General features: G+C 69.2%; 11 protein-coding genes. 10 read left to right on the forward strand and 1 reads right to left on the reverse strand.

Going from position 1 to position 12,247, the window contains the following annotated elements; translation table 11 throughout:
* Positions 1-103 precede the first annotated feature (103 nt).
* The 8 genes from ACAZ03_RS05820 to ACAZ03_RS05855 all read left to right on the forward strand — a co-directional run bounded on the left by ACAZ03_RS05820 (position 104) and on the right by ACAZ03_RS05855 (position 8,586).
* On the forward strand, positions 104-1,318 hold the full coding sequence (locus tag ACAZ03_RS05820; RefSeq protein ID WP_373356455.1) for an ester cyclase: 1,215 nt from the start codon (positions 104-106) through the stop codon (positions 1,316-1,318).
* 224 nt (positions 1,319-1,542) lie between these two features.
* The gene (locus ACAZ03_RS05825; protein WP_373356456.1) at positions 1,543-2,775 is read left to right on the forward strand and encodes an ABC transporter substrate-binding protein; all 1,233 of its coding nucleotides are present in this window, start codon (positions 1,543-1,545) and stop codon (positions 2,773-2,775) included.
* A 98-nt stretch (positions 2,776-2,873) separates the two neighbouring features.
* Complete coding sequence (locus ACAZ03_RS05830) at positions 2,874-3,905, forward strand: carbohydrate ABC transporter permease (protein WP_373356457.1); 1,032 nt, start codon at positions 2,874-2,876, stop codon at positions 3,903-3,905.
* 20 nt (positions 3,906-3,925) lie between these two features.
* Positions 3,926-4,786 carry a carbohydrate ABC transporter permease gene (locus ACAZ03_RS05835; RefSeq protein WP_373357050.1) on the forward strand — a complete coding sequence of 287 codons (861 nt, stop codon included), beginning with the start codon at positions 3,926-3,928 and terminating at the stop codon, positions 4,784-4,786.
* Positions 4,787-4,789: 3 nt separating this feature from the next.
* Positions 4,790-5,863, forward strand: a complete 1,074-nt coding sequence (locus ACAZ03_RS05840; RefSeq protein WP_373356459.1) for an ABC transporter ATP-binding protein — start codon at positions 4,790-4,792, stop codon at positions 5,861-5,863.
* Between the two features lie 223 nt (positions 5,864-6,086).
* A complete protein-coding gene (locus tag ACAZ03_RS05845) occupies positions 6,087-7,037 on the forward strand; it encodes a LacI family DNA-binding transcriptional regulator (RefSeq protein WP_373356461.1) in 951 nt (316 codons plus the stop codon).
* Positions 7,037-7,195, forward strand: a complete 159-nt coding sequence (locus ACAZ03_RS05850) for a hypothetical protein (protein WP_373356463.1) — start codon at positions 7,037-7,039, stop codon at positions 7,193-7,195. The genes ACAZ03_RS05845 and ACAZ03_RS05850 overlap by 1 nt, the downstream gene beginning before the upstream one ends.
* Positions 7,192-8,586 carry an amidase gene (locus tag ACAZ03_RS05855; RefSeq protein WP_373356465.1) on the forward strand — a complete coding sequence of 465 codons (1,395 nt, stop codon included), beginning with the start codon at positions 7,192-7,194 and terminating at the stop codon, positions 8,584-8,586. The genes ACAZ03_RS05850 and ACAZ03_RS05855 overlap by 4 nt, the downstream gene beginning before the upstream one ends.
* 96 nt (positions 8,587-8,682) lie before the next feature.
* Here the strand turns inward: ACAZ03_RS05855 and hisD (ACAZ03_RS05860) are convergent, their stop codons facing one another.
* Entirely contained in the window at positions 8,683-9,969 is a 1,287-nt protein-coding gene (gene hisD, locus ACAZ03_RS05860) for a histidinol dehydrogenase (protein WP_373356467.1), read from the reverse strand.
* 186 nt (positions 9,970-10,155) lie between these two features.
* Here hisD (ACAZ03_RS05860) and hisD (ACAZ03_RS05865) point away from each other — a divergent pair, with 186 nt between their 5' ends.
* Together hisD (ACAZ03_RS05865) and ACAZ03_RS05870 are read left to right on the forward strand one after the other, a co-directional pair.
* Positions 10,156-11,484: a histidinol dehydrogenase gene (gene hisD / locus ACAZ03_RS05865; RefSeq protein ID WP_373356469.1), complete on the forward strand. Its 1,329-nt coding sequence runs from the start codon at positions 10,156-10,158 to the stop codon at positions 11,482-11,484.
* Complete coding sequence (locus ACAZ03_RS05870) at positions 11,481-12,245, forward strand: SDR family NAD(P)-dependent oxidoreductase (protein WP_373356471.1); 765 nt, start codon at positions 11,481-11,483, stop codon at positions 12,243-12,245. The genes hisD (ACAZ03_RS05865) and ACAZ03_RS05870 overlap by 4 nt, the downstream gene beginning before the upstream one ends.
* The last annotated feature ends 2 nt before the right edge of the window (positions 12,246-12,247 follow it).

Consider the following 12,247-nt stretch of genomic DNA (forward strand, 5'->3'; position numbering starts at 1 on the left):
CCCGAAGCGCCGCCTCTTCAGAGAACTCTTGCAAACGTATTCCATCCGTCGCAGGACTCTGCCCCATGCTGGCCGGAGGCGGCGGCAAACGGATGGAGACGGCATGGCCGAGACAGACAAAGCGAAGACGAACGGTGCCTCTGGCGCCAAGGCGACAGGCGGCGTGACGGGCAAGGTGCTCCAGGTCGAGCGGCACGATTACCCGGATCTGGCCCCCGAGACCTCGCAGCTCAACCAGCCGATGGAGGGGTTCGACCCGATCTACACCGACATCGTGGATTACATCATCCGCTGTACCCACAAGATCTGGGACGAGCGCGACATCGGCCTCATCTACACGCATTACACGCATAACTGCGTGCTCTACGGCACGACGGGGACGATCTATAACCGCGAGGATGTGGTGCGCGACACCATCCAGCGGCTGGTCTCCTTCCCCGAGCGGCGGGGCATGGGCACGCAGGTCATCTGGTCGGGCGACGATCAGGCGGGCTTTTACACCTCGCATCTCGTCACCGGCTCGGGCCGGCACAGCCAGAACGGCCATCTGGGCAAGGCGACGGGGCGGCCCTTCGTCAGCCGGACGATCGCCGACTGCATGATCTACGCCAACAAGATCTACCGCGAATGGGTGGTCGCCGACACGACGGCGATCCTGCAGCAGATCGGCGTGGACGTGGACGGCTATGCCACGCGCCTCGCGCGCTCCGCCCATGAGCGGGGGCAGGTCAGCCTCGACATCGGCGAGAACCGCCTGATGATCGGGCAATACCCGCCGGCGGAGGATCCCGACCTCTCCGTCGCCGCGACGGATACCGAGCGGCTCGTCGTGCGGATGCTGCACGACGTCTTCAACCGCAAGATGTTCGGCCGCATCGCCGAGCTCTATGCGCCCAACTGCCAGTATCACGGGCCGCTGATGGCCGAGCTCTACGGCCAGGCGGCGGTGATCCACCAGTCGCTGGGGCTCGTGGGCTCGCTGCCGGATGCGGCCTTCGCGGTGCAGCATGTCTGCTCCAACCCCTGCGACGAGGGCGGCGAGAAGGTCGCGGTGCGCTGGGTGATGGAGGGCCATCACCTCGGCTACGGCATCCTCGAGATGCTGGGCGACCCCACCGGCAAGCGCGTGCAGGTCATGGGCATCAGCCATTTCCACGTGAAGGACGGGCGGATCGTCGACGAGTGGCGGGTCTACGACCAGATGTCGATGCTGGCGCAGGTGCGGCTCGCGCAGATGGCGGGCAGTGACGGCGCCGCGCTCGCGCCCCTGGCGGCGCCCGCCGCCCCCGCCGCGGCTGCGCCGGAGGCCGGCGACTGAGACTGGCGATCGAGTCCGGCGGCGGCGCAGTCAACCGCCCAAAGAGGCGGCAACCACCCGGTTGCCGCCTCTTTTTTCGAGCCGCCCGGCGGGGCGTTCAGAAAATTCTTGCAAACGAATGCAAAGCAGCTAGCGTCGGACAGGTGACGCACCTCCGCCGGGCCCCGCGGCCCCGAGGCCAGACACCACCCCTGGCTCTGCCGGGTCCAACAAGGGAAACGCACATGAAACTCACCCTCAAGGCAGCGCTCGCCCTCGGCGCGACGCTCGTGGCCGGCACCGCCTCGGCCGAATGCGGCATCGAGGCCGGCTCCGTCCGCATCCTGTCCAACGATTTCGAGGCGCTGCGCTACATCAACGACGGCGCCATGGACTGCGCCTCTGACAGCGTGACGGTCGAGGCCAATGCCACCTCCGAGCACAAGAACATCCAGGGGCCCGCGCTCTCGATCGACCCGGCCGAATACACGGTCGCCGTCATCGCCAACAATTCCATCGTGCCGCTGCTCAACGACGGCCTGATCCGCCCGCTCGACGACCTGATCGCCGAATACGGCCAGCAGCTCCTGCCGAACCAGGTGATCTCCACCGGCGGCGAGGCCATGGCCATCGCCTTCATGGGCAACGGCCAGCACCTCTTCTACCGCAAGGATATCCTCGATGCCGCCGGGCTCGAGGTCCCCACCACCTATGAAGAGATGCTCGCCGCCGCCGAGACGATCCGCGCGCAGGGCCTGATGGAGACGCCGCTGGCCGCCTCCGTGAAGCCCGGCTGGGATCTCGCGGCCGAGTTCGTGAACCTCTACCTCGGCACGGGCGACGAGTTCTTCGCTCCCGGTTCCGCCGAGCTGGCCATCGACAACGACAATGGCCGCCTCGTGCTCGACACCATGCGCGCCATGACGGAGTACATGGACCCCGACTACCTGACCTTCGACGCCAACGTGCTCAACCAGCTCTGGGATGCCGGTCAGGTCGCGCTGATGAACCAGTGGGGCTCGCTCGCCGGCGCCGCCATCGGCGAGACCGCCGACCCCGAGATCGCCGCCAACACCGGCCTCGCCGCGACGCCCTCCATCGGCGGCAATTCCATCCCGGCCGCGGCCCTGTGGTGGGACGGCTTCTCGATCGCCAGCAACATCTCCGACGAGGATGCCGCGGCCTCCTTCCAGGCGATGATGCACGGGATCTCTCCCGAGGCGGTGGCCGCCAATCCGACCGTCGCCACCTGGCTGGTCGACGGCTACGCGCCGGGCGATGCGGCGGTGGGCGTGATCGCCAACGCCAATGCCGGCGCCCGCGCCTATCCGATGACGCCCTACATGGGCCTGCTGCACACGGCGCTCTCCACCGAGCTTGCCGATTTCATCGCGGGCCGCGAGGATGCCGACCAGGCGCTGGCCGACGTGAAGGCCGCCTATGACGACGCGGCGACCGCCGCCGGCTTCCTGCAGTAAGACGAGGAGGGCCGGGGAGGGCGCTGCCTTCCCCGGCCCGACCGCAGCGGCTCCGCCGGGCGCCGCACCTTCGACCTCTCACGATCAGGGGCCCGGCCATGCCGCACAGAACATTCACGCTCTTCATCCTGCCGGCGGTCGTCGCGATGCTGCTCTTCATCGCGCTGCCGATCGTCTCCGTCATCGTCCAGTCGCTCTTCGTCGAGCATGAGCAGGTGATGACCGAGGTGGAGAACTGCAGCCCCTTCGGCTGCACCACCGAACTGCGCGTCGATACCGCCGCCACGGCGGAGATCCGCGAGGAACGCCCGCTCGGCCGCTTCGCCGGCTTCGCGAACTACATCAACCGCAACCACCTCGCCTTCGCCCAGGTGCGCGAGATCTGGCAGACGTCGGACAGCCTCGGCGAGGGCTGGGCGCGGCTGATGAACTTGCCCTTCTACAAGGCGCTGGCCTTCACGCTGGTCTATTGCTTCGTCGTCACGCCCTGCGCCATGGCGCTGGGCTTCGCCATCGCGCTCGGCGTCAACACGCTGCCGAGGCTGGCGCGGGGGCCGGCGATCTTCGTCTCGATCCTGCCGATGATCATCACGCCGCTCATCGGCTCGCTGATCCTCTTCTGGATGTTCAATCCGCAGGGCATCCTCGGCGCCTCGCTGCAGGTGATCACGGGCGATCCGACGCTCAGCCTGCGCGCCTCGCCGCTGCTCACCTGGATCGTGCTGCTCGTCTACGGCATCTGGACCAACGGGCCCTTCTCGTTCGTCGTCTTCTACGCCGGCCTGCAGACGGTGCCAGGCGACACGCTGGAAAGCGCCATGATCGACGGCGCGTCGCGCTGGGAGCGGGTGCGCTACGTCATCATCCCGCATCTGGCGCCGCTCGCCACCTTCGTCGCCCTCGTGCAGCTCATGGACAACTTCCGCGTCTTCGAGCCCATCGTCGGCTTCTCGGCCGAGGCGAATGCCACCTCGCTCTCCTGGCTCGTCTACAACGATCTCGTGGGGCAGGATTCCCAGGCCTTCGGCTCTGCCGCCTCGACCTCGGTCATGACCATCGCCGGTGTGGTGGTGCTTCTCGTCCCGGTGCTGATCCGCACCTGGCGCGACTTCAACAGAAAGGCCGTGTGATGACCGCAGCCATCGGCCGCATGCCGCCCGCCACGCGCTGGGTCACCGGCCTTCTCCTCGCCATCTGGTTCGTCGCCGCGGCCTTCCCCTTCGTCTGGACGCTCTGGGGCTCGTTCAAGGTCGAGGCCGACTTCTTCTCCCGCGTGAGCTGGTGGAACGCCATCACCGGCGAGCGGACGCTCATGCAGACCGGCGGGCGCTTCACGCTCGACGGCTACGAGGGCGCCTGGATCACGCGGGAGTTCTGGCGCGCCGCCGTCAACACGCTGATCGTCACGCTCTCGGTGACCTTCATCTCGCTCGTCGTCGGCACACTGGGCGGCTACGCGCTCGCCCGCTCCGGCCACCGCTATGCGTTCTGGATCCTCATCGCCGCGCTGGTCTTCCGGGCAATGCCGCATATCACGCTGGTCTCGGGCTACATGCTGCCGTTCTTCGAGCTCAACATCTGGGGCATCCTGCCGACGACGATCATCGTCCTCGTCGCCATCAACCAGCCCTTCACCCTGTGGATGCTGCATTCGTTCTTCCTCGGCATTCCCAAGGATCTCGACGAAAGCGCCATGGTCGACGGCTGCACCCGCTTTCAGGCCTTCCGGCTCGTCATCATCCCGGTCATGTGGCCGGGGGTCATCACCACGGGGCTCTTCTCGTTCCTGCTCGGCTACAACGACTTCGCCGTCACCTCGATGCTGCTCAGCCAGGACAACCTGACGATGGTGCCGAAGATCGCCAGCTTCCTCGGCACGATCCAGTCCGAGGGCAACGTCATGTTCGCCGTCGCCTCCGTCGTCTCGGCCACCGTGCCGCTCTTCATCCTCGTCCTGTTCTTCCAGCGCCAGATCGTCAGCGGCCTGACCGCCGGCGCCGTGAAAGGGTAAGCCATGGCCCAGATTTCCATCCGCAATGTCACCAAGCGCTGGGGCGCCGTCACCGGGGTGAAGGGGTTCGACCTGGACATCGCCGAGGGCGAATTCCTCGTGCTCCTTGGCCCCTCGGGCTGCGGCAAGAGCACCACGATGCGCATGATCGCGGGGCTCGAGGACGTGACCGAGGGCGAGATCTGGATCGGCGACCGCAAGGTGAACGATCTGGAGCCGAAGGACCGCGACATCTCGATGGTCTTCCAGAGCTACGGGCTCTACCCCAACATGAGCGTCTACGACAATATCCGCTTCCCCCTGAAGGTGCGGAAGATCCCGAAGGACGAGCACCACGACCGCGTCATGAAGGCCGCCGAGATGGTCGAGCTCGGCCCCTTCCTCGACCGCCGCCCCGCCGCGCTGTCCGGCGGGCAGCGGCAGCGGGTGGCGCTGGCCCGCGCCATCGTGCGCGAGCCCAATGCCTTCCTGATGGACGAGCCGCTCTCCAACCTCGACGCGAAGCTGCGGGTGAGCACGCGGGCGCAGATCAAGAACCTGCACCACACGCTGAAGACCACGACGATCTATGTCACTCACGACCAGATCGAGGCCATGACGCTCGCCGACCGCGTGGTCGTCATGAGTTCCGGGCTCGTCCAGCAGGTCGGCACACCGACCGAGATCTACGATAGCCCCGCCAATACCTTCGTCGCCGGCTTCATCGGCTCCCCCGCCATGAACCTTGTCGACGGCGCGCTCGAAGGCGGGGTCTTCACCGCGCCGAAGATGCGGGTCGAGGGGCTGCCCACGGCCCATTCCGGCCCGGTCACGCTCGGCTTCCGCGCCGAGGATGCCATGGTGCTGGCGCCGGGCGAGGGCCTGCCCGACGGCGCGCCCGGCGGCACGATCGAGGCGCCTGTCTACACGATGGAGCTGCTCGGCGAGGCGACGATGATCGCCGTCCGGCTCGGCGAGGCCATCGCCTCCGTCAAGGCGGCGAAGGACTATCGGGCCGAAATAGGCGACCCCGCCCATATCGGCGTGCCGGCCGCCATCTGCCATCTCTTCGACAAGACGACGGGCGAACGGCTCTGAGATGACGCTCTGCCCGTCTTTGCTCCCGGACCATCCCGGGGGGCTCCGGGGGGCTGGCCCCCCGGGCCCGCCCCCGCATCCCGCGCCCCGGCGGCAATGCTGGACGCCCCGGCCGAGGTCTGCCTAGATGCCGGCGGGGAAGAGCATGGGGGGCAGGCGCATGGCGAGCGAGAAGGTGACCTCGCTGCAGGTCGCGGCATTGGCGGGCGTCAGCCAGTCGGCGGTGAGTCGCGTCTTCACGCCCGGCTCCTCCGTCTCGAAGAAGACGGAGGAGAAGGTGCGCGCCGCCGCGGCCGAGCTCGGCTACCGGCCGAACGTGCTGGCCCGCTCCCTGAAATCCGGCAAGAGCCGGATGATCGGCCTCGTGGTCGCCTATCTGGAGAACTACTTCTACCCCGAGGTGGTCGAGCGCATCTCGTCCGAGCTGCAGAAGGTCGGCTACCATGTGCTCGTCTTCATCGGGCAGAATACCGCCGTCGACACCGACCGCGTCGTCTCCGAGTTGATGGATTACCAGGTCGACGGCATCGTGCTCGCCTCCGTCTCGCTCTCGTCGCATCTGGCCGAGCGCTGCCTCTCGATCGGTGTGCCCGTGGTGCTCTTCAACCGCGGGCAGGATCACGCCCAGCTCTCGGCCGTCACCTCGAACAACCGCGCCGGCGGGCGGGCGCTGGCGGAATATCTCTGCGCCCTCGGCCATGAGCGCATCGCCTATGTCGCAGGCTTCGAGGAGGCGGCGACGCAGCGCGACCGCGAGGCCGGCTTCCGCGAGGGGCTGGAGGCGGCGGGGCAGGGGCTCTTCGCCCGCGCTGTCGGCAACTTCCGCTATGCCGAGGCGCAGGCCGCCACGCGCGAGATCTTCGCGCGGCGCGAGCGGCCGGATGCGCTCTTCGTCGCCAATGACCACATGGCCTTCGCGGCGATGGACGTGCTGCGCTTCGAGATGGGGCTGAAGGTGCCCGAGGATGTCTCCGTCGTCGGCTTCGACGATGTGCCGCCGGCGGCCTGGCCGGCCTACAACCTCACGACCTACCGCCAGAACGTGGCGAAGATGGTGGAGGAGACGGTGGCCATCCTCATCGGCGACCCCCTCGCCGCGCCCCGGCAGGTCGAACTGGAAGGCCAGCTCGTCATCCGCGGCTCGACCCGCCGCTACGGGCAGGGCCGCGCCTGATGCCGAAGACGACAGACGAGACGGAGTTGCGCGAGCGGCTGGCGGAGCTGGGGCTCGACCTGCCCGAGGCCGATGTGGCCGAGGTGCTCGACTGGGCGCGCCGGGGCCGCGCCAGCGTCGAGCGGCTGAAGGGATGGGTGGCGGAGCGCGAGGCATGAGCCTCGTCCCCGCCCCAGACCTCGCGCCCGGGCCCGACCTCTCGATCGCCGAGGCCGGCGCCGCGCTGCGCGCCGGCAGGCTCACCGCCGCCGGGCTGCTCGACGCCCATCTCGCCCGGATCCGCTCCGAGCAGGGCGCGGCGCTGCATGCCGTCGAGGTCCTCCTCGAAGAGACCGCCCGTGCGGAGGCCGCGGCCGCCGATGCCGCCTTCGCGGAGGGGCGCGACCTCGGGCCGCTCCACGGCATCCCGGTCGGCGTCAAGGCGCTCTTCGACGTGGCGGGCCTGCCGACGACCGGCGGCAGCCGCGTGCCGGCCCCGCCGGCGGCGGCGGACAGCGCCGTGGTCGCCCGGCTTCGCGCCGGCGGCGCCGTGGTGGCGGCGACGCTCGCCACCTACGAATTCGCGACCGTCGGGCCGGATGACACGCTTGCCGCACCGCCGGCCCGCAACCCCTGGAACCCGGCGCATGTCACCGGCGGCTCCTCCTCCGGCTCGGCGGCGGCGGTGGCGGGAGGGCTCCTCCGCGCCACCATCGGCACCGATACCGGCGGCTCGATCCGCTCGCCCGCCGCCTTCAGCGGCGTCGTCGGCCTGAAGCCGAGCCATGGGCGCGTCTCGGCCGCCGGGCTTCTGCCGCTCTCGCCCTCGCTCGACCATGCCGGCCCGCTCGCCGCGACCGTCGGGGACGCGGCGCTGGCGCTCGATGCCGTGAGCGAGCCCGGCTGGCGCCCCGCCGCCGGCGCGCTGGGGCAGGGGGCCGAGGGGCTGACGATAGGCTATGCCCGGGCCTGGCTGGCCGATGACCCGATGACAGACCGGTCTGTCCTGAAGGCGCTCGACGATGCCGCCTCGGTGCTGTCGCTCGCCGGCGCCCGCATCCGCGAGGTGGTGCCGCCGGAGATCGAGCGGTTCAAAGATGCCGGCGCCACGATCCTCGCGGCCGAGGCGATGGAGGGTCACCGCGCCCGCATCATGGCCCATGGCGCCGCCTATGGACGCGCCGCTCTGAAGTCTCTGCTTGGCGGGCTCCTCCTGACGGCGGAGGATCTCGCGCTCGCCCGCCGTGCAGCCGCGCTCCTGACGGCGGAGATGGACGAGACCTTCGCCGGCATTGATGCGCTCCTTACCGCGACGACGCTGGCGCCGGCGCCGAAGGTCTCGGCCTTTGCCGGCGGCCGCGCCGTCTGGACGCCGATGCGCACGCTGCCCTTCAACGTCACCGGCCATCCGGCGTTGTCGCTGCCCTGCGGCTTCGCGGGCGGGCTGCCGATCGGTGCCCAGCTTGTGGCGCGCAAAGGGGCGGAAGACATGCTCTGCCGCATCGGACATGCCTTCGAGATGGCGACCGATGTCGCGCTCCAGCGCCCGCCCGGCTTCGCAACCGCGTAGGGCGGGCGTAGGCCGAACGTAGGCCGGGCTTCAGCCCGGCCCCCCCCAAACAAAAAGGCCGGGCACCCGCCCGGCCTCCATGCTCTTGTCCGCCCCTCAGCCCTTCATCTGCATCCGGTCGAGCCGCAGCTGCGCGGCCCTGCGGTGGCCTTCCAGCGTCTCCGACCTGGCCTGCCGGGCGGCGGGCGGGGCGACGGCCTTCACGCCCTCTTCGGTCAGCCATTGATGCGTCGCGATCTTCACATAGGCGCCGACCCAGAGCCCGCCGGTATACTGGCCCGCCCCCATGGTCGGCAGCGTGTGATTGGTGCCTGAGCATTTGTCGGAATAGACGACGCTGGCATTCTCGCCGATGAAGAGCGAGCCGTAATTGTCCAGCTTCAAAGCGAAATCCTTGGGGTCTTTCGTGTGGACCTGCAGGTGCTCCGCCGCGATCTCTTCGCTGTAGGCGATCATGTCGGCCTCGTCCTTCGCCACCGCGATCAGCCCGTAGTCCTCCCAAGCCGGCCGGGCGACAGAGGCGGTGGAGAGCGTGGCGAGCTGCGCCTCGACCTCGGCCAGCACCGCCTCGGCGAGCGGCGCATGGGTGGTGATGAGCCCGACGCGGGTGCGCACGTCATGCTCCGCCTGCGCGAGGAGGTCGGTGGCGATCATCTCGGCATCGCCGGTCTCATCGGCGAGGATGAAGATCTCGGAGGGGCCGGCGAGCTGGTCGATGCCGACGGGGCCGAAGACCTGCCGCTTCGCCTCGTTGACGAAGGCATTGCCGGGGCCGACGATCTTGTTTACGCGCGGCACGCTCTCGGTGCCGAAGGCCATGGCGGCAATCGCCTGCGCCCCGCCGATCCGGAAGATGCGCGTCGCGCCCGAGAGGTGGCAGCCGGCGATCATCGCCGGATGGGCATTCGGCGGCAGGCAGGCGATGATCTCGGCGACCCCGGCCACGACGGCCGGCACGATGGTCATCACCGGCGCGGAGAGGAGCGGGAAGCGCCCGCCGGGCACGTAGCAGCCGACCCGCTTGATCGGGATCACCCGGTGGCCGGCATGTACGCCCGGCAGCACCTCGGTTTCGAGCGCGCCGATGGTGCCCATCTGCGCCTCGGCGAAGCTGCGCACGTTGCGGATGGCGAATTCGGTATCGGCCCTTGTCTGCGGGTCGAGGGCGGCGACGGCGGCCTCTCGCTCGTCCATCGTGATCTCGAGGGCGGGGGTCTCGGCCTTGTCGAACTTCAGCGAGAAGTCGCGCACGGCGGCGTCGCCCCGCGCCTTCACCTCGGCCAGGATGCCGGCGACCGTTTCGGCCACGGGGGCGGTGTCGCCCACCGCATCACGCGTCGGCGCTTTGAGGAAGGTCAGGCGGGCGTGCAGATCGTCGGGCATCGGTCTCTCCAGGACAGGTCTTGCTGGATTGCATACGTCACCAAAATTTGCCGGGTCAAGCGGCGAATGATGTGCCGCGCATTTGCCGGGTACGCCTGCGCAAATCGGATGCGACAAAACCCGCCTTGCCTCTGGCCCGGCTTTTCGCATAGCGTTTTGCAAACGTAATCAAAACCGGAGAGTCCCATGGCCACCTGGCTCAAGAGCGGCAAGCCCGATACGGCGCGGGCGGAAGACGATGCCAAGGTGCGGGGCGTGGTCGAGACCACCTTGAAGGAGATCGAGACCGGGGGCGATGCCGCCGTGCGCGCGCTCTCCGAGAAATTCGACGGCTACGCCCCCGAGAGCTTCCGCCTCACCCCCTCCGAGATCGAGGCGGCGATGCAGAAGGTCTCCGCCCGCGACATGGCGGACATCCGCTTCGCACAGGAGCAGATCCGCCGCTTCGCCGAGGCGCAGCGCGACTCGATGCGTGACATCGAGGTCGAGACGCGCCCCGGCGTGATCCTCGGCCACCGCAACATCCCCGTACAATCGGTCGGCTGCTACGTGCCGGGCGGCAAGTTCCCGATGGTCGCCTCGGCGCATATGTCGGTGCTGACGGCCGCCGTCGCCGGGGTGCCGCGCATCGTCGCCGCCGCCCCGCCGGTGAAGGGCGCGCCGCATCCCGCCATCGTCGCCGCCATGCACATGGGCGGCGCGCATGAGATCCTCTGCCTCGGCGGCATCCAGGCGGTCGGCGCGATGGCGCTCGGCACCGAGAGCCTCGAGCCCGTCCATATGCTGGTCGGCCCCGGAAATGCCTTCGTCGCCGAGGCGAAGCGCCAGCTCTACGGCCGCGTCGGCATCGACCTCTTCGCCGGCCCGACGGAGACGATGGTCATCGCCGACGACACGGTCGATGCCGAGCTCGTGGCGACCGACCTCCTCGGCCAGGCCGAGCATGGCTACAACTCGCCCGCCGCGCTGCTGACGACCTCCAAGGCGCTCGCCGAGGCGACGTTGAAAGAGATCGACCGCCTGCTCGAGATCCTGCCGACGCGCGAGACGGCGGCCACCTCCTGGGCCGACTACGGCGACGTGATCCTCTGCGACGATCACGACGACATGCTGCGCACCGCCAATGACATGGCCTACGAGCATGTGCAGGTGATGACCGACCGCGACGACTGGTATCTGGAGCATATGCAGAGCTACGGCGCGCTCTTCCTCGGCCCCCGCACCAATGTCGCCAACGGCGACAAGGTGATCGGCACCAACCACACGCTGCCGACCAAGAAGGCCGGCCGCTACACGGGCGGGCTCTGGGTCGGCAAGTTCCTGAAGACCCACTCCTATCAGCGCGTGACCACCGACGCGGCGGCGGCCGAGATCGGCGCCTATGGCTCGCGCCTGTGCATGCTCGAGGGCTTCGTGGGCCATGCCGAGCAATGCAACATCCGCGTGCGCCGCTACGGCGGGCAGAACGTGCCCTATGGCGCCGCTGCCCCGGCCCGGGCGGAGGCGGCGGAGTGACGCTCCCCCGTACCCCCTCCTTCCGGCTGGACGGCCGCCGGGCGCTGGTCACCGGCGCCTCCTCCGGCATCGGCCGCGCCGCCGCCGTGGCTTTGGCGGAGGCCGGGGCGGAGGTGACGCTGGTCGCCCGCTCGGTGCGGCCGCTCAATGCCCTGGCGGAGGAGCTCTCGGCCGAGGGCTACGCCGCCCGCACCCTGCCGCTCGACATCACCGACATTGCCGCCACCGAGGCCGCGGTGGCGGAGGAGGGGCCCTTCGACGTCATGGTCAATTCCGCCGGCCTCGCCCGGCACGCCCCGGCGGTGGATACCGCGCCGGAGGATTACGACGCCGTCATGAGCGTGAACCTGCGCGCCGCGCATTTCCTCACGCGGGCCGTGGCCCGGGGCCTCATCGCCGCCGGCAAACCCGGCTCGCTCATCAATATCTCCAGCCAGATGGGGCATGTCGGCGGGCCGGAGAGGTCTGTCTACGCCGCCTCCAAACATGCGCTGGAGGGGATGACCAAGGCGATGGCCATCGAATGGGGGCCGGCCGGCATCCGCGTGAACACGCTCTGCCCGACCTTCATCCGCACCCCGTTGGGAGAGCAGACCCTGCAGAACCCGCAGGCCCGCGACTGGGTGCTCTCGAAGATCAAGCTCGGCCGGGTGGGCGAGGTCGAGGACATCATGGGCGGCGTGGTCTTCCTCGCCTCCGATGCCTCGGCGCTCGTCACCGGCACGCATCTGCTCATCGACGGCGGGTGGACCGCCGAATGACC

The sequence above is a fragment of the Pseudoroseicyclus sp. CXY001 genome, assembly GCF_041714655.1.
In the GTDB taxonomy this organism is placed as follows: Bacteria; Pseudomonadota; Alphaproteobacteria; order Rhodobacterales; family Rhodobacteraceae; genus Pseudoroseicyclus_A.

What these genes read in the sequence shown, in the direction of transcription:
- ACAZ03_RS05820 (WP_373356455.1), top strand. Translation starts at nt 104, where the DNA reads ATGGCCGAGACAGACAAAGCGAAGACGAACGGTGCCTCTGGCGCCAAG.
- ACAZ03_RS05830 (WP_373356457.1), top strand. Translation starts at nt 2,874, where the DNA reads ATGCCGCACAGAACATTCACGCTCTTCATCCTGCCGGCGGTCGTCGCG.
- ACAZ03_RS05825 (WP_373356456.1), top strand. Translation starts at nt 1,543, where the DNA reads ATGAAACTCACCCTCAAGGCAGCGCTCGCCCTCGGCGCGACGCTCGTG.
- ACAZ03_RS05840 (WP_373356459.1), top strand. Translation starts at nt 4,790, where the DNA reads ATGGCCCAGATTTCCATCCGCAATGTCACCAAGCGCTGGGGCGCCGTC.
- hisD (WP_373356469.1), top strand. Translation starts at nt 10,156, where the DNA reads ATGGCCACCTGGCTCAAGAGCGGCAAGCCCGATACGGCGCGGGCGGAA.
- hisD (WP_373356467.1), bottom strand. Translation starts at nt 9,969, where the DNA reads ATGCCCGACGATCTGCACGCCCGCCTGACCTTCCTCAAAGCGCCGACG.
- ACAZ03_RS05855 (WP_373356465.1), top strand. Translation starts at nt 7,192, where the DNA reads ATGAGCCTCGTCCCCGCCCCAGACCTCGCGCCCGGGCCCGACCTCTCG.
- ACAZ03_RS05835 (WP_373357050.1), top strand. Translation starts at nt 3,926, where the DNA reads ATGCCGCCCGCCACGCGCTGGGTCACCGGCCTTCTCCTCGCCATCTGG.
- ACAZ03_RS05850 (WP_373356463.1), top strand. Translation starts at nt 7,037, where the DNA reads ATGCCGAAGACGACAGACGAGACGGAGTTGCGCGAGCGGCTGGCGGAG.